The 16,566-nt window shown below is 59.0% G+C and carries 12 protein-coding genes; 7 read left to right on the top strand and 5 right to left on the bottom strand.

Translation table 11 applies throughout. The features are described 5' to 3' along the window. Positions 1 to 39 precede the first annotated feature (39 nt). From ABGT73_RS12690 to ABGT73_RS12670, 5 genes are all read right to left on the bottom strand, one after another. Positions 40 to 3,324: a DEAD/DEAH box helicase family protein gene (locus tag ABGT73_RS12690; protein ID WP_346670030.1), complete on the bottom strand. Its 3,285-nt coding sequence runs from the start codon at positions 3,322 to 3,324 to the stop codon at positions 40 to 42. Positions 3,325 to 3,393: 69 nt separating this feature from the next. After that, entirely contained in the window at positions 3,394 to 4,377 is a 984-nt protein-coding gene (locus ABGT73_RS12685; protein WP_346670029.1) for a DUF2806 domain-containing protein, read from the bottom strand. Positions 4,378 to 4,391: 14 nt separating this feature from the next. Further along, positions 4,392 to 5,450 (bottom strand): restriction endonuclease subunit S, encoded by a 1,059-nt coding sequence (locus ABGT73_RS12680; protein WP_346670339.1) that lies wholly within the window; start codon positions 5,448 to 5,450, stop codon positions 4,392 to 4,394. Next, positions 5,450 to 6,946: a class I SAM-dependent DNA methyltransferase gene (locus ABGT73_RS12675; protein ID WP_346670028.1), complete on the bottom strand. Its 1,497-nt coding sequence runs from the start codon at positions 6,944 to 6,946 to the stop codon at positions 5,450 to 5,452. Before ABGT73_RS12675 ends, ABGT73_RS12680 begins: the two co-directional genes overlap by 1 nt. Before the next feature lie 210 nt (positions 6,947 to 7,156). Further along, complete coding sequence (locus ABGT73_RS12670; RefSeq protein ID WP_346670027.1) at positions 7,157 to 7,972, bottom strand: alpha/beta hydrolase; 816 nt, start codon at positions 7,970 to 7,972, stop codon at positions 7,157 to 7,159. A 213-nt stretch (positions 7,973 to 8,185) separates the two neighbouring features. Here ABGT73_RS12670 and ABGT73_RS12665 point away from each other — a divergent pair, with 213 nt between their 5' ends. The 7 genes from ABGT73_RS12665 to ABGT73_RS12635 all read left to right on the top strand — a co-directional run bounded on the left by ABGT73_RS12665 (position 8,186) and on the right by ABGT73_RS12635 (position 16,565). Then, on the top strand, positions 8,186 to 8,872 hold the full coding sequence (locus ABGT73_RS12665) for a response regulator transcription factor (protein ID WP_346670026.1): 687 nt from the start codon (positions 8,186 to 8,188) through the stop codon (positions 8,870 to 8,872). An 8-nt stretch (positions 8,873 to 8,880) separates the two neighbouring features. Beyond that, positions 8,881 to 9,918, top strand: a complete 1,038-nt coding sequence (locus ABGT73_RS12660; RefSeq protein WP_346670338.1) for a HAMP domain-containing sensor histidine kinase — start codon at positions 8,881 to 8,883, stop codon at positions 9,916 to 9,918. Positions 9,919 to 9,991: 73 nt separating this feature from the next. Beyond that, positions 9,992 to 10,675: an ABC transporter ATP-binding protein gene (locus ABGT73_RS12655; RefSeq protein ID WP_346670025.1), complete on the top strand. Its 684-nt coding sequence runs from the start codon at positions 9,992 to 9,994 to the stop codon at positions 10,673 to 10,675. Further along, positions 10,672 to 12,990 (top strand): FtsX-like permease family protein, encoded by a 2,319-nt coding sequence (locus tag ABGT73_RS12650; RefSeq protein ID WP_346670024.1) that lies wholly within the window; start codon positions 10,672 to 10,674, stop codon positions 12,988 to 12,990. Before ABGT73_RS12655 ends, ABGT73_RS12650 begins: the two co-directional genes overlap by 4 nt. 890 nt (positions 12,991 to 13,880) lie before the next feature. Beyond that, on the top strand, positions 13,881 to 14,738 hold the full coding sequence (locus ABGT73_RS12645) for an NAD(P)/FAD-dependent oxidoreductase (RefSeq protein WP_346670023.1): 858 nt from the start codon (positions 13,881 to 13,883) through the stop codon (positions 14,736 to 14,738). Further along, positions 14,735 to 15,610 (top strand): YitT family protein, encoded by an 876-nt coding sequence (locus ABGT73_RS12640; protein WP_346670022.1) that lies wholly within the window; start codon positions 14,735 to 14,737, stop codon positions 15,608 to 15,610. Before ABGT73_RS12645 ends, ABGT73_RS12640 begins: the two co-directional genes overlap by 4 nt. Before the next feature lie 10 nt (positions 15,611 to 15,620). Then, complete coding sequence (locus tag ABGT73_RS12635) at positions 15,621 to 16,565, top strand: hypothetical protein (RefSeq protein WP_346670021.1); 945 nt, start codon at positions 15,621 to 15,623, stop codon at positions 16,563 to 16,565. The last annotated feature ends 1 nt before the right edge of the window (position 16,566 follow it).

Here is a 16,566-nt window from a genome sequence, read left to right as displayed (position 1 = left end):
GCCCGATGCAACCGCATCGGGCTTCTTTTCCTGTTATCCTTACGCCGCCGCGTTGGCGTTGATGCTGTCGATGGCGTGCTTGACTTTCGCCCAGAGGGACAGGTCGGTGAAAACCTCCACCACGCTGCCCTGGTCGGTGAAGGGCGGCTCCTGCAATACCGAGAGGTCCTTCATCACGCCGTTCTTGACGATGTACTCCACGATCTGGTTGACGAAATAGATCTGGCGGCTGTCCAGGTTCACCCCGGCCAGGTATTCCGCAAAGGCGTTCTTGGCGGCGTTCATATCCATGCCCACGATCTCCCGCACGAACTCGCCCAGGGGTTTCTGGCCACATTCTGCCTCGTAGTCCTGGCGGGTGCCCACATCGGACCAGAGGATTTTTTCCAGCTCCGCCACATCCTGCTCGGTCAGTGGGATGTTAGAGCGCAGCTTGGCCACCGCCACGTTGTCCTGGTGCTGGCGCAGATAGAATTCCGCCTTGGCCTTGTAGTTTTTCAGGTCGTCGTTTTCCAGCTCGGATTCCTTCCACTCCACCGAGAGGATGTCGTCGGTGAAGTTGGTGTTGTAGATGGAAACCTTGCGGGGCAGATATTTCATCAGGTCGCGCAGGGCTTGGCGGATATGCTCAAACTCGTTGATGCCCGCGTTTTCCAGATAGTCGGTGTGCAGGATTTTGTCGATGAGTTCCGACTGGGCGCGGATTTCCGGGATGTTGGCCACCCCGGCCACCGCCGCCACTTTTTTCATCAGATCCTTGCGGGCGCGGGGATAGGTTTTGCCCACCAGATAGGCCAGCTCGATGCCGTACAGTAACGCATCGAACCGCACGGCGCTGGCTTCGTCGGCGTCGGGGAGCAGCAGGGGTGCCACTTCCTCGCGAAGGGTAAGGGTATCCTCATAGCTGAGGGCCAGATACCCCTCGGGATCGCTGAACTTTTCCACATACCGCAGATGCTGGCGAACGGCAAAGTTTTCCCGGTCCAGCTCCTGCACTTTGGCGAGCATTTCCGAAACCAGTCTCTCGCGGAAGGGGATGAGTTCCTCGGTCTGGTAGGCGATATCCTGCAGTTTGAAGATGATCTGTGCCTTTAAATAGAAGATGGCGCTCTGCAGGGCCATCTGGCTGGCGGCGGCCTTTTCTTTTTTCAGGCGGAAAAACTCAAAGTTGCCGCACAGATCGAAGATGTAGAATTTTTCCTTGTCCTTGCCGTCGATCAGCCCCGGACACAGGCGGGTGCCGCGGCCGATCATCTGCCAGAATTTGGCCTTGCTCATGACCTTTTTAAAGAATACCAGGTTGAGAACTTCGGGCACATCGATGCCGGTGTCCAGCATATCCACCGAGATGGCGATCTGGGGCAGTTTCCCGGCGTCGGAAAATTCGTCGATGGCGCTCTGGGCGTAGGTCATATAGTTGTCGATGACCTTGGCATAGCCCGGCAGGTGGGGATACTGCTTGTTGAACACTTTGAAGATGATGTCGGCGTGACGGTGATTCTTGGCGAAGATGATGGTCTTGCCCAGTTTTTCGCCGTAGTCGATTTTGAGGCCGTGGGTCATCAGCAGGTCGAGGGCCTTGCGGATGGTATCCTCGTTGAAGAGCCATTCGTTGAGGGCGGAGGACTGGATGCGTTCGGGCAGTTCGCCGTTCTCGTCGGTGAAGGTGGCCTCGTACTCGGCCTTTTCCTCGGGGGAGAGTTCGTCGTAGACGATGCCCTGTTCGAGGAATTTGAGTTTGCTTTCCACCGTGCGGTAGTCCACGAGGAACCCGTCCTTGACGGCCTGGGCCAGTTCGTAGCCGTAGGTGGGCACGCCGTTTTGCAGCTCAAAGACTTCGTAGGTGTTTTTGTCGATTTCGTCCTTGGGGGTGGCGGTGAGACCCACCAGCGGGGCGTCGAAGTAGTTGAAGATGTCCCGGTATTTGTTGTAGATGGAGCGGTGGGCTTCGTCGCAGATGACCAGATCGAAGTGGCCCACCGTGAAGAGTTTGCCCTCCTCGTCGTGGACGGTGTCGATGCAGTTCATCATGGTCTGGTAGGTGGAAAATACGCAGTGGGCGGCGGCGTTGTCCTTTTCCTCGCAGAGGTTGGTGACCGACAGATCGGGCAGCAAGTTCACAAAGCTACGTTTGGCCTGGGTGACCAGAGAATTGCGGTCGGCCAGGAAGAGGATGTTTTTCACCCAGCCGCGGCGCAGCAGCACATCGCAGAGGGCGATGACGGTGCGGGTCTTGCCGGAACCGGTGGCCATGACGAGCAGAGCCTTGCGGCGGTTGCCGGCAAAGGCCTGGCAGGTGGCCTTGATGGCGCCCTCCTGGTACCAGCGCCCGGCGATGTTGCGGTCCACCTGGATGTTATCCAGCGGTGTGCGCATCGTACGCAGATTGAAGAGCTTTTCCAGGTCCCGGCGGGAATAGAAGGCGGCCACCCGGCGCTCGGGGTAGAAGCCGTCGTCCAGGCGGGTATCAAACCCGTTGGAGAGAAAGACCACCGGGCGGCGACCGCATTGTTTTTCCAGAAGGTCGGCGTAGAGTTTGGCCTGCTGGCGGCCCTTGGCGGGGTCCACACAGGTTTTCTTCGCCTCAATGACGGCCAGGGGGCGGTGGGCGTCGTCGTAGAGGACGTAGTCGGCAAAGCCCTCCCCGGCGCGGTTGGGCATACCGGGAACCGGCACTTCGTTGAGCCAGTTTTTGCCCTCCACCCAGCCGGCATCCCGCAGCATGGCGTCGATGTAGAGCTTGCGGGTCTTGTACTCCGACAGATCCAGCGGCTTGGGAATATAGCCGGGCTGCTGGGCGGCGCGCCGTTCGGACAGTTCCTTGCGCAGGGCCTGGTTTTCCGCCATGAGGGCATCCAGGTCCACCTCCGGCGCCGCGGGCACCGGCCCGGCGGGTTGCTGGTTGAGCAGGGAAGGGTCAAAGCGGCCGGGGGTGTAGTGGGTGCCGTAACAGCAGGCCACAAAGTCCATAAAGTACCACAGGTTTTCCAGGCAGAGGGCGGCCTCCTCGGGGGTGACGGGCTTGCGGTCGGCGTGGTTGGCGGAGTTGCCGGTCTGGCGTATGTAGTTCAGCCGCCGCCACAGGTCCTTGTCCACAATATCGCGGAATTCCTCGGCGTTCAGCAGGCTGACCAGCCGATCGTCATAGGGTTTGACCAGCCCCGAATCCACCGAGTACATCCATTTGACCGCAAACTCCATCGCCCGGCGACAGTTCACCGCGCAGGCCGCCGGGTCAATGGCATAGATTTTTTCCGCCGCCACCGCCGCCCCGGCAAAGGAGGCAAACTGTGGCTCCGAAAGGAGAAAATCGAAGTTGGTCATGGTGGGTACCTCGGTATATATCTTCAGATAATTTTGAAGTGCCTTGAAAATACAAATATAATTAAAGTATCATTCAATACTTGCGGAAATCTCTTGCGGCCAAGAGTCATTATAAAAAGCTCCGAAGCCCTTGTGCCGGAGGTAATCTAAACAATCAAGTATATAATCGTCGTTGCCCAAGTCCTTAGTGTTACAAGCAATGGGGAAAAGTTCGGTTCCCGCTTCTGTTAGCGGATAAACAGGATATTTTAAAGCTACTCTTTGATCGCTACTATTTTTTATGTGAATACATTTGTTGCGATTTATAATCACAGTATGGTGTTTTGGTTCAATATCAAAACCGATCATCGTATTTCCAGTAACAGTAACTAGGCCGGCTTCACTTAAGCGGAGGATCTGGCCGAAAGAAATACCATTATGCTCTAGTAAATTAGGATCAGACAATAGAAAATAATTTATATAACCTTCGTTCAGATCTGCTATATTCCCTAAAATATATGGCGCTACCTTTGTGAAAATTTGGGCTTCGTAATTGGTTAAATTCTTTAGCGTAGCAAGCGTGCGTAATGAAAAACTTTTTGGCTTTGAAACTTCACCCGCCAGCAGCTTGCCCCAAAAAACTTGCATTTCTTCGTTACTAACATTGGCAACATTATCGAAAAATTCGTTAATCCAATCAGGGTCTACAGGGTCTTCGCTAACTTCTTCTGTGTTTTCCAATTGGTCATAGGCTTTAGCGATAACGCTTTCAATGTTTTGCTGTTTCTTCATTTCCTGATACAATGCACGATTCTGAGCGCGACGCGCTAACTCGTTCGCATCTTCTGCTGCAATACAGATAGCACCGTCTTCGTAATGAATGGGGAGTGCGATATTTTTATTGATAGATTTGCTAATAATTTGAATTTCGTCGGCTTTTGCTTTCGCCATACGCCGAATGTGTGTTGGTTCATAAACTTTGCCGACACCAATGGCTACAGTTTTTATCAGCTTTTGCAAAGGTTGGGCTAAACCTAATACATCTGTAACAACGAGTCCATTTACATCACTCATCATTATATCTCCTTTTATGCTTCCTTGAAATATTGAAACAGTAAAGAACTTTTTAATGGAACAATCTTATCGAGGCTGCGTCGAATATTTGACTTAATACACTCAACATTTTCAACAAAAAGTGAAAATTGCTCTTGAAGCTCCAGTGGAGGAACAATAAAATGCGTTTGTTCCATACCGCTCTTTGTTAAATGCATCATCGCAATTCCATGTGTTTCCGACATCAGTGAAGCTGTTACATATTCTAACAATTTGCAAAGGAATTGTTTATTGTATGCGTCTTTAATAACCACTTTCCAAATATGGTAATGGTAAATCACTTTACCACCTTTCCATATTTGCGGCCCAAAAGATGCGGACCATGCGTATAATAAATCACCATTGTCACAATACTTGTCGGGCTCCAATTCCAAGTTGGAATAATACCAGTTTCGATTAGAAAAGAAATTCCCGACACGAAGCACAGGATATTTCCCGCTATCAAGTAATTCTTCTTGTTTATAAGCTCTACCATTTAGTAGTTGAACATTCTTTTGAAGATTTTCTTCTGGCCAGCCTTTGGGATTGGAAACCGGGTCCCCGAACATCTCCACAAAGCGGGATTTGACCAGCAGGTCCAGCTTGTCCAGCTGGGCGCGGCGTTGTGCAATCAGGTCGGTGACCTTGTCCAAAACAGATACAATGTGACGCTGTTCTTCTAATGGAGGAATCGGGATGGATGCTTCGGTCAAATTTCCCAGTTTGATATATTTGATTACTCCACCAATAGATTCTTTTCGTAGTGTTTCGACATATTGGTCCAAGAAGTAATACAAGTAACGCACAGAAAGAACGCTTTTATCTTTGCTTTCAATGATATAGGTTCTTTGATACGCATCAAATTTCCCACAATAATATTTTACATTTAGGTCTCCATTTCCTGCAACAAGTACACACTCACAATCGTAACTGTAAGTATCTATTTTGAGCGTTGAAACTGCACAGGTAAAAAAAGGATAGCAGCCGTTTTCAGATGCTGCATTAGCATCGAGTTTTCCGGTTCGGATATTAACATAGTCCCCCAACTTCGCCATCACAGCATCCCCTCCAGTTCGGTCAGTCCCTGGGTGATCTGCTGCTCCAGCGCCTTCAGATCGTCGAGAATCTCGCTCGTGGGCGGATACTCCACCGGTTTATACTCCACCTGCTTGTACTTGTTGATGGAAAGGTCATACTCGTTTTCGGCGATCTCCGCCTTGGGTACCATAAAGGACTGCTCGGTGCGGGCGCGGTCCTTTTCCGCCGCCCGGTTGTGGAACCGTGCGATGATGTCGGGGATGTCGTTCTCCTTGATTTCGGTGCGCTTGTCGTCCAGCGAAAAACCGTCCGCCTTCATATCATAGAACCACACCTCGTCGGTGCCGCCGTGGCCGGTCTTGGTAAACACCAGCACCGCCGTGGACACCCCCGCGTAGGGCTTGAACACCCCGCTGGGCATCGAGATCACCGCCTCCAGACGGTGGTTCTCCACAATCTCCTTGCGGATCGCCTTGTGCGCCGTGGAAGAGCCGAACAACACCCCGTCCGGCACGATGCAGGCGCACCGGCCGCCCACTTTCAGCATCCGCAAAAACAGCGCCAGAAACAAAAGCTCGGTCTTTTTGGTCTTGCACAGTTTGAGCAGGTCCGTCGAAACAATGTCGGCGTCCAGGCTGCCTTTGAAGGGCGGATTGGCCAGAATCAGGGAATAGGCCTCCCGGTCGGTGTTCTGGTCCGAAAGGCTGTCCCGGTACTCGATGGACGGGTTGTCGATGCCGTGGGTCATCATGTTCATGGCGCCGATGCGCAGCATCGTGCGGTCCATATCGTAGCCGTGGAACATCCGGTTCATGTAATGGTCTTTTTTCTGCCGGTCAAAGAAGATCTCCTGTTTGTATTCCTCTTTCAGGTAGTGCCCGGCCTCCACCAGAAAGCCGCCCGTGCCGCAGGCCGGGTCGCAGATGACCTCGTCGGGCTGGGGGTCCATCATCTCCACCATCATACGGATGATATGCCGCGGCGTGCGGAACTGGCCGTTCACCCCCGCGGTGGACAGCTTGGAAAGCAGATATTCGTAAATGTCACCCCGCACATCGGTGCTGCTGGCCTGGCGGGACTGCTCATAAATCTCATCCATCGCCGTGACCACCTTGTCCAGCATCAACGGCGTGGGAATCTTGAAAATCGCATCCCCCATGTATTGGGCGTAGGCGCTGTCCTTGTCGCCGTGCAGCCCCTTGATGAAGGGGAACACCCATTCCTGCATCACCGTGTACATCTGCTGGGCCGGAAAGTCCCGGAACACCGACCATTTCAGCTGCTCGCCCGGAATGCTCCGCTCCCCGATGGTGACCTTGTCCGCAAAAATGCTCTTGTGGGGCACCCCCAGCATGGCGCTCTCCTTGGCGCGCTGGTTATCCGCCGCGTCCAGATCATGAATGAACATCAGATAGGTCATCTGCTCCACCACGTCCAGCGGATTGGTGATGCCCCCGGTCCAGAATGTCTCCCACAGGCTGTTGATTTTATTCTTCAGTTCGTTGTCCAGCATACCGTACTCCTTGTTTGGATTCTGCGCGGGAAAGGCCTGCCATCCCCGTGCCGGTGCAGCGCCTGTCTATGTCTTCGGCGCCATCCCGTCCCCCGGCCAACGGCCCGGCGGAATTATATAAGTATAGTCTAACAAGCCCGGAATAGCCCGTCAAGGTGCTGCCGTTTGCCGCTTTGCCGAAGGAAAAACAGTGGCACGGGGGGCCTCCCGTCATAACCCCTCCACAAACTTCCCGATCAGCCCATTCACTTCCTCCGGTGCATCGGTGTTGGCATTGTGTCCGGCTCCGGGAATCCACACCAGCGGAATGCCGGTGTTTTTGTGCCAGGCCTTGTTGTACCGGATGCAGGAACCGGCATGATCTTTTTCCCCGCAGATCAGCAGCGCTGGGCAGGGAATTTTGTAGGGCAAGTCCGCTTCCATGGCTTCGGCCAGCATCCGCATCCCATGGCCTGACAGCCGGGCGTACCGTTCCTGGTCGCCGTTGTAGGTCATCATCATGGCGTGCATCAGGGCCTGTCCATAGGCGGAGGTGGCCACCCCTTTCGACCCGGTTTTCAGTAAGGACTTCCACGGATAATGGCGATAGACCGGCTCCATCCGTTTCAGCAGCCACAGTTCGATGCCCGTCACATACTTTCGCTGCAGAGGGGCCGAATCAATGGCCACAAAGCCCTTCAATTTCTGAGGGAACAATTCCGCATAGGCTTGTCCTACATAGCCGCCCATGGATTGCCCCACGATCACCGGCTGGCACAGAGCTTCCCGGCAGAGAATCTCGTCCAGCCATCTTGCCTTGTCCATCAGTGAAAAGGTAAGCCGGAAGGGCCAGGAAGCGGCATGGCCGGGAGCGTCCCATACCAGCAGATTGTATTTCCCTTCGAAACAGGCAATCTGTTTGTCAAACAGCCGATGGTCAGCGGTCAGCCCCGGCAGAAAAACCAGGGTGATGGCTTCGGGGCCGCAGTCACGATTCACCCAGTAATGAATCTTGCCGCAGGGCGTTTCGTAGAGCTTTTCCTGCATGGCTGTCACCTCCTGCGATTTCTGCTTTCATTATACAGCATACCCAGGGAAAGCACAGCCCCTTGGAGCAGCATGGACAGCCCCCAGCCTCTGTTTGCACTCACAAAAATCAGCGCCGGAATTGTGCTGTCCACGCTTCCGGCGCCTTTTCTTGTATTGTCCCGCCGCGGACAGTATAATAAAGCAAAACCATTCCAACTGAGGGAGGCAGCCATGAAACGGATTTTCTTTGTGGAGGATGATGCCAGTCTGCGCAGCGGACTGACCTTTGCGCTGGAAAAGCAGGGCTACGCCGTGACGGCGGCCGCGACCAGGGCGGAGGCGGAATCCCTCTGGCGGGCGGACGCCTTTGACCTGGTGATCCTCGACGTATCCCTGCCTGACGGGTCGGGGTACGACCTCTGCCGCAAAATCCGGCAGACCTCCCAGGTGCCGCTGATCTTCCTCACGGCGGCCGACGAGGAGACCGAGGTCATCATGGGGCTGGACTTGGGTGGGGACGACTACATCACCAAGCCCTTCAAGCTGGCGGTGTTCTTTTCCCGGGTGAACGCCCTGCTGCGGCGCAGCGCCCAGTTCCCCCAAGCTGGCCGCCAGCTGGTTTCGGGCGGGGTCGCGGTGGACCTTTTGCAGCAGACGGTGACCCGAAACGGCAGCCCCGTGGACCTGACGGCCACCGAGTACAAGCTGCTCTGTTTTCTCATGGAAAATCCGGGGCAGGTGCTTTCCGCCGACCAGATTCTGGGGCGGTTGTGGGACTGCGAGGAGCGGTACATCGACAGCAGCACCCTGACGGTTTACATCCGGCGGCTGCGGACCAAAATCGAGGAGGACCCCGCCCATCCGCAGAAGATTCTGACGGTGCGGGGGATGGGCTACAAATGGAGTGTGACGCCGTGAATTACGCCATGCGGATGCTGGCCAACCGGCACACCCGGCGGCTGTTCGGGGCCACGGCCGGGGCGGTTGTGCTGTTTACGTTGGCCGCTGCGGCTGCGGCGGTCTGGGGGCGGACCCACGCGGCAGCCCTGGTGATACTGGCAGGGGCCTGCCTGGTGCTTGTGCTGCTGGGCGGGCTTTATCTCTATTTCCGGAACCAGGAGCGGATTCTCGAGGAGGCAGTGACCCAGGTGCAGGCGTATCTCGCGGGAAACACCGACGCCCGCCTGCCTTGCGAGGAGGAGGGGGAGCTCTACCGCCTCTTCCAGGAGGTGAACTCTCTGGCGGCCATCCTCAACGCCCACGCCCGGCAGGAGAACGCCGCCCGGGTATTTTTGAAGGACACCCTCTCCAACATCTCCCACCAGCTGAAAACGCCCCTGGCCGCGCTGAACATCTATAACGGACTGCTGCAGCAGGAAGCGGAAAATCTGCCCGCCATCCGGGACTTTGCCGACCGGTCCGAGCAGGAGCTGGACCGGATGGACAACCTCGTGCAGAACCTTCTGAAAATTGCCAGACTGGACGCCGGTACCACCCCGCTGGAAAAGGCGGAGGAGCCGGTAGCCGGGCTGATGGAAGCGGTGCGGCGGCAGTTTTCCTGGCGGGCCAGGCAGGAGGGCAAGACGCTGGAACTGGCGGGGGCGGATGACGTGACACTGGTCTGTGACCGGGTCTGGATGCTGGAAGCGGTGGGCAATCTCGTGAAAAACGCCCTGGATCACACCGAAGCCGGGGACACTGTAAAAATTGAATGGAAATCCTTTGCCTCCACGGTGCAGATCACGGTGGCGGACACCGGCAGCGGCATCCACCCGGAGGATCTGCCCCACATCTTCAAGCGGTTTTACCGCAGCCGGTTTTCCCGGGACAATCAGGGGGTAGGGCTGGGTCTGCCGCTGGCCAAGGCCATTGTGGAGGCCCACGACGGCACCATCCAGGCCGAGAGTGAACCGGGCCGGGGAACGGTCTTTACCCTGCGGTTCTGGATTCCTGCAAAATTGTAGGGAAAACGTTGGGTGCCTGTAGGCTGGGGGTGGTAGACTATCCCCAGTTTCCAAGAAAGAGGTGTCTGACACAATGCAATTACTGGAAGTAAAGAATCTTTCCAAGACCTACGGTCAGGGCGAGGCCGCCGTCCACGCCCTGCGGGGGGCCACCTTCACGGTGCCCAAGGGAGAGTTCGTGGCGGTGGTGGGCGAGTCCGGCTCGGGCAAGAGCACCCTGCTCAACCTCATCGGCGGGCTGGATACCCCCACCGAGGGCAAAGTCCTCATCGACGGCAAGGATATCTTCGCCATGAAGGACCGCAGCCTGACGGTGTTCCGGCGGCGGAACATCGGGTTTGTGTTCCAGAGTTTCAACCTGATTCCCGAGCTGACGGTGGAACAGAACATCCTGTTCCCCGTGCTGCTGGACTATCAGACCCCCGACCGTGCCTACCTGGAAGAGCTGCTGGAGGTGCTGGGGCTGACCGAGCGGCGGCACCATCTGCCGGGTCAGCTTTCGGGCGGGCAGCAGCAGCGGGCGGCCATCGGCCGGGCGCTGATCACCCGGCCTGCCCTGATCCTGGCCGATGAACCCACCGGCAACCTGGACACCCGCAACAGCGGGGAGGTCATCGCCCTGCTGAAAAAGGCATCCCGCACCTACGAGCAGACCATCGTCATGATCACCCACAGCCGGACCATCGCCCAGACCGCCGACCGGATTCTGCAGGTGTCCGACGGGGTGGTCACCGATTTCGGGAGGTGCCGGGCATGAAGAGCTATCTGGGCCTGATTCCTCTTTCCGCCAAGGTGCGCCGCCGCCAGAACCGGATGACGGTGCTCTGCATCCTCATGGCGGTGCTGCTGGTCACGGCCATCTTCAGCATGGCGGATATGGCCATCCGGATGGAGACTGCCCGTGTCATTGAGGAGCATGGCCACTGGCACGCCATGCTGAAGTCCCTGCCGGAGGAAACCGCCGACGCGATCACGGCGGAACCGGAGGTGAAAGCCGCGTCCCGGTACGACGGGCTGAACTTCGCCCTGTCGGAGGACTACACCATGGGCGGCAAGCCCTGCGTGGTGGTGGGCGGCGACGAGGCCATCCTGACCGAGATCTACGACGATCTGGCCGAGGGGCACTTCCCGCAGTCCCCCGACGAAATCCTTCTCTCCCGGCGGGCCAAGACGCTGCTCTCGGTAGAGGTGGGGGACCAGGTCACCCTCCACACCCCGGCGGGGGAGTTCGTCTATACCATTTCCGGCTTCGGCGCCGATGTGACGATCAGCAGCGACGCCAGCGTGGTGGGGGCGGTCCTTGACTGGGACGCCTTTGCAAGCCTGGCCGACGCCGAAGGCTACACGATGGCCCCGGTCTGGTTTGTGCGTCTGCAGGACGGCGCCAACGCCCGCAAGGTGCTGGACCGGTGGCGGCAGCAGTACGGCCTTACCGACGAGACCCTCTCGGAGAACACCGCCCTGCTGGGACTTTCCGGCTTCAGCAGCGATTCCTATGTGATGGGAATGTACCTGGTGGCCGCCGTCCTCTTCGTGCTGGTGCTGGCGGCGGGGGTCTTTATGATCGCGGGCAGCCTGAACAGCCAGACCGCCCAGCGCACCCAATTTTACGGGATGCTGCGCTGTATCGGCGCCAGCAAGGCCCAGATCATGCACCTGGTCCGGTGGGAGGCCCTCTACTGGTGCAGGACCGCCGTGCCCCTGGGGGTGGCTTTCGGCATCCTGCTCACCTGGGGACTCTGTGCCCTGCTGCGGTTTGGTGCCGGGTCGGAGTTTGTCAAAATCCCCCTCTTCGCCGTCAGCCCGGTGGGCATCGTCTGCGGCGTGGTGGTGGGGGTGCTCACCGTGCTGCTCTCCTCCCTGGCACCGGCCCGGCGGGCCGCAGGGGTCAGCCCGGTGGCGGCGGTCAGCGGCAACGACGCCAGGGGCAGCCGTGCCGCGCGCCCCATGCGCCGGACGGGCCGCCGTGTGGAAGTTGCCTTAGGCATCCACCACGCGGTGGAATCCCGCAAAAACCTGCTGCTCATGACCGGTTCCTTCGCCCTGAGCATCCTGTTGATCCTCGCCTTCTCGGTGATGGTCCAGTGGGTGCAGCTGGCCCTCAATCCGCTGCAGCCCTGGGCCCCCGATGTCTTTTACAGCAGCCCCTCCAACGCCTGCGAAATCCCTAAAGACTTTGCCTGCCAGGTGGCGGCGCAGCCCGGCGTGAAACGGGCCTTCGGCAGAATGTACCAGAGTGTCGAGGCAGAGTATCAGGACCAGACCGGCCCCATCGACCTCATCTCCTACGAGGAGCAGCAGTTCCATTGGGCGGAAGGCAGCCTGACCGCGGGCGACCTGGACGCCGTCCGGAACGGCGAAGGGGTGCTCACGGTGTTCGACAAGAGCAACTCCCTGGGGGTGGGGGACACGATTCAGATCGGCGATACCGCCCTGCCGGTGCTGGGCGTGCTGGAGGACAGTCCTTTCTCCGCCGACGACCATCCCACCGTCATCTGCTCCGAGGCGCTCTTTACCCAGCTCACCGGGCAAAGCGGCTACGCGGTGTTGGACGTCCAGCTGACCGCCGACGCCACCCGGGAGACAGTGACCGAACTCCAGGCCCTGGCGGGGGACTGGGATTTCTACGACCGGATGGACCTTAACCGGGACACCCGCAACACCTACTGGATGTTCTGCCTCTTTGTCTACGGGTTCCTGGCCATCATCACCTTGATTACCATGATTCATACGGTGAACAGCATCTCGTTGAGCGTGGCCGCCCGCACCCGGCAGTGCGGCGCCATGCGGGCGGTGGGGATGGCCGCCGCCCAGCTCAAGGCCATGATCTTCGCCGAGGCCGCCACCTACACGGTGCTGGGCTTCGCGGCGGGCTGCGGCCTGGGACTGCCGCTGCACGCCTTCCTCTACAACCAGATGATCACCCGCTACTGGGGTGTGGCCTGGCAGCTGCCCCTTTCCACCATCGGCGGCATCGTGGCGCTGCTGGTCTTTACCTCGCTGGCGGCCCCCTTTGCCCCCGCCCGGCGGGTCTGCCGCCTGCCGGTGGCCGGGAGCATCAACGAACTGTAACCGCAGTTTCTGGCAAGACAGGACGGTTTGACCACCATCTGACCACTCCTTCTTCCCAGCCGGTTCCGTGTATCGTTTGTACGTCCCAACATCCTTTTATAACCATCAAAACCAGCGCCGGAAGTTGTGCACACTGCACAATTTCCGGCGCTGTATCATCGTATTTACCTGTCCGTCACAGTTCTCCGACCAGACTACTACGTCCAACTGGACTATAGCCGACTGTTTTTTGTACAGCCAAGCTCCGCAAAGCAAAAAACAAACGAATTGTCGTCTTTTGTCCCGGGAGTGTGAAGCCAATGGAACGAATCCTTCCGCGCGTCAGGTCAATATCAGGAAGTTCTTTTTGGAAGGACTCTGACAATCTACCGAGGCCTGTTCCTCCCCACTATGACTGCTGACAATTCCATGCGCTGAGGGCCATGCCGGGGCCAGCCCCAACTTTTTCAAGGGAATGGAAATGGTGGCAGTCCGCCACAGCCTGCCCTGAACGGGAAGAAGGAATCCCCTGTGTAATTACAGCGCTAAATGGCAAGCGATTTGTCAAGGGGGCTTTTTTCTTTCCGTGACAAGATATGCCCATACCCATCGGATAACCATAGCAATCTGGCAACTCTTCCCAATCGGCTCGCACGTCCAAAATGTCGGCCAATGCCTGGTGGGTAGGGCACTTATGAGGAAAGGTGGGAGACTTGACAAAATATGCGCCTTACAGATCCGGCGCCGAAGGGCAAATCGGAGGGCCAAATGAAAAAGTGCAAACGCCGGCGGCCCCTGAGCCTCGCCCCGGCAAAATAAGCCGGATTTCGGACGAGATAGACAATCCCCCTTGAGCGGCGGCGGTGGGCCCTGTATACTGCGTAATAAAAGATGGACAGGAGGCGCCGTTCATGTGGGATTTGCTGATCGTGGGCACCGGCCCGGCCGGGGTATCTGCCGCGTTGACCGCCAGGGCCAGGGGGCTTTCGTTCCTCTGGTTTGGCAGCCGGCGGCTCAGTGACAAGGTCGAAAAGGCAGAGCGTATCCTGAATTACCCCGGCCTGCCCCGGGTGACCGGCCGGGAGCTGCGGGACGCTTTTCTGCGGCAGGTGGATGATCTTGGCATCCCAATCCAGCAAGCACGGGTGGCGGCGGTCTACGAGATGGGCGGGCACTATGCTGTCTGCGCCGGGCCGGATTTCTATGAAGGGCGCTGCCTGATCCTGGCCACCGGCGTGGCGGCACGCGGGCAGATCCCCGGCGAAAACCGGCTGCTGGGCAAGGGGGTCAGCTGCTGCGCCACCTGCGACGGCGAGCTGTACCGCGGGCGGAACATCGCGGTGGTGTGCGAAAGCCAGAGCCTGGAGGAGGACGTCCGCTTTTTGCAAAGCGTGGCGGGCCATGTGGAACTGTTCTGCACCTACGCGGGCGGCCTGGCCGATACACCGGGCTGCCACAAAGGCCGGCCCCAGACCATCGAGGGGGACGACCGGGTGACCGGGGTGCGCTGGGCGGATGCGACCCTCCCGGTGGAGGGTGTGTTCTGCCTGCGGGAAACGGTGGCCCCGCAGGCGCTCCTATCCGGCCTTGCCATGGAAAACGGCCATATCCAGGTGGACCGGGCCCAGCGCACCAACCTGCCCGGCTGCTTTGCCGCCGGGGACTGCACCGGCCGCCCCTACCAGTACGCCAAGGCAGTGGGCGAGGGCAATGTGGCGGTGCACAGCGCGCTGGCTTTCCTGGCACAGCCGCAGGGGGAACCGCGATGAAACCCGGCTGGCTGGGCTACCTGGGGCGGCTGGCGGGCGTGCTGGCCGGCAATGCGCTGCTGGCCTACGGGGTGGCGGCGGTCTACCTGCCTGCCGGGCTGGCGGTGGGCGGCGCCACTGGCGTAGGGCTGATCCTCCACACGTTGTTTGGGCTGGACACTGCTGTGTCCGTCTTTGTGCTGAACCTGGGCCTGCTGGTGGCCGGATGGGCCTGCATCGGGCGGGAGTTTGCCATCAACACAGCGGCCGGGTCGCTGGCCTATCCAGTGTTTCTGGGGCTGTGGCAGCGTTTGCCCGCCTTTTCACTGCTCGAAACCGACCGCTTCGCGGCCCTTGTGTGCGGGGCCTGCTTTGTGGGGGCCGGCGTGGGGGTTACACTTCGGGCCGGCGCTTCCACCGGCGGCAGCGACTCGCTGGCCATGATCCTGCACCGGACAATCCGGCTGCCGGTAGCGGGGGTCAAAATGGCCGCCGACTACGGCGTGATGGTCATGGCGTTCTGGATGGCTGGCGGGCGCAACCTCTGGTTCAGCGTGATGGCCCTGGCCATCGAAACTTTTGTGATGAACCGGACCATGGTGGCAGGCGCCGCCCAGCTTCAGCTGCTGGTGATCTCCGACCACTACGAGGAGATCCGGCAAGCCCTGCTTTGCGAGGCGCAGGCCGGCGTGACAATGCTCCACGCAGACACCGGCCTGCGGCGGACGGCGGGCAGTGTGGTGTTCTGCGTCATCCCTAACAAGAAACTTTACGGCGTTAAAGCAGCTATCCACCGCATCGACCCCGGCGCATTTTTGACCATCGCCACCGTCCGGGAAGTGCAGGGTCAGGGGTTCACCGCCGCGCGCATCCCATTGCCGGTGGGAAAATAGGAGGAAACGTATGCAATCCAAACTTGTTGCCGCCAAGGACTACCATGAAGTGGCTCTGGACATCCCGGCGTTTGTGCCCGACCAGGCCGCTTTGCAAAAAGAACTGGACCGGCTCCGCAACCCGTATGTGACCTGGAAACCGGGCGGCGCGGTGGCTGCCGGCGATATGGTCCGCTGCTCGCTGCGCTCCGCGCTGCCGCGCTTTCAAAAAGACAGCATCCGCTTTGTGGCGGGCAGCGGGATGTACAATCCAACGCTGGAAGCCCTGGCCATCGGCATGCAGGCCGGCGAGTCCCGCACGGCGACCCTGCCGGAGGGGGAGGTCACCCTGACCGTGCAGGCCGTGCAAAAGCGGGTTGTGCCTGCGCTGACCGACGAGATGGTCGCCGCGTGCAAGCTGCCGGGGGTGCGCACGGTGGCCGGGTACCGGCGCTATCTGCTGGCGCAGCAGCGGGACAAAGCCGCCGCACAGGCCGCCTGGACGCTGGCCGCCCGAATCAAACGGACGGTACTGGACGGGTCCGCGTTTGTGCTCTGCAAAGCGGACTGGAAGCAGGCGGTGGAGCGGGAGCTGGACCGTTGCCGGGCCATCGCCCGGCAGAGCGGCATGGTGCTGGAACAGATGACCCCCGAGCAGTTTGCCGGGAACATCCCGGTCAAAAGCTACGCCGAGCTGGTGGCCATGACCCAGGACACCTGCTTTGACAGCCTGCGCTGCTGCCTGCTGGGGCGGCATTACGCCCAAAACGATGGCTTTGCCGTGACCGAGGCGGGCTACGCCGCGTTCCTGCAGGATTACGCCGCCACCTGGCATACCACCGCGGAGGAGGCCCGGGCCGCCATGCCCAAAGAAACCTATACATTCAACCAGTACGCCGCCCATGCCGAGGAGGTCTGGCGCGCCCACGCGGACCGGCTGTACCGGGACAAAAACCCGCTGCCCGACGCGGAATGAC

Source organism: uncultured Subdoligranulum sp., from assembly GCF_963931595.1.
GTDB lineage: Bacteria > Bacillota > Clostridia > Oscillospirales > Ruminococcaceae > Gemmiger.
The sequence above is the reverse complement of the archived record's forward strand: the minus strand, read 5'-3'. Positions and strand labels throughout refer to the sequence as shown.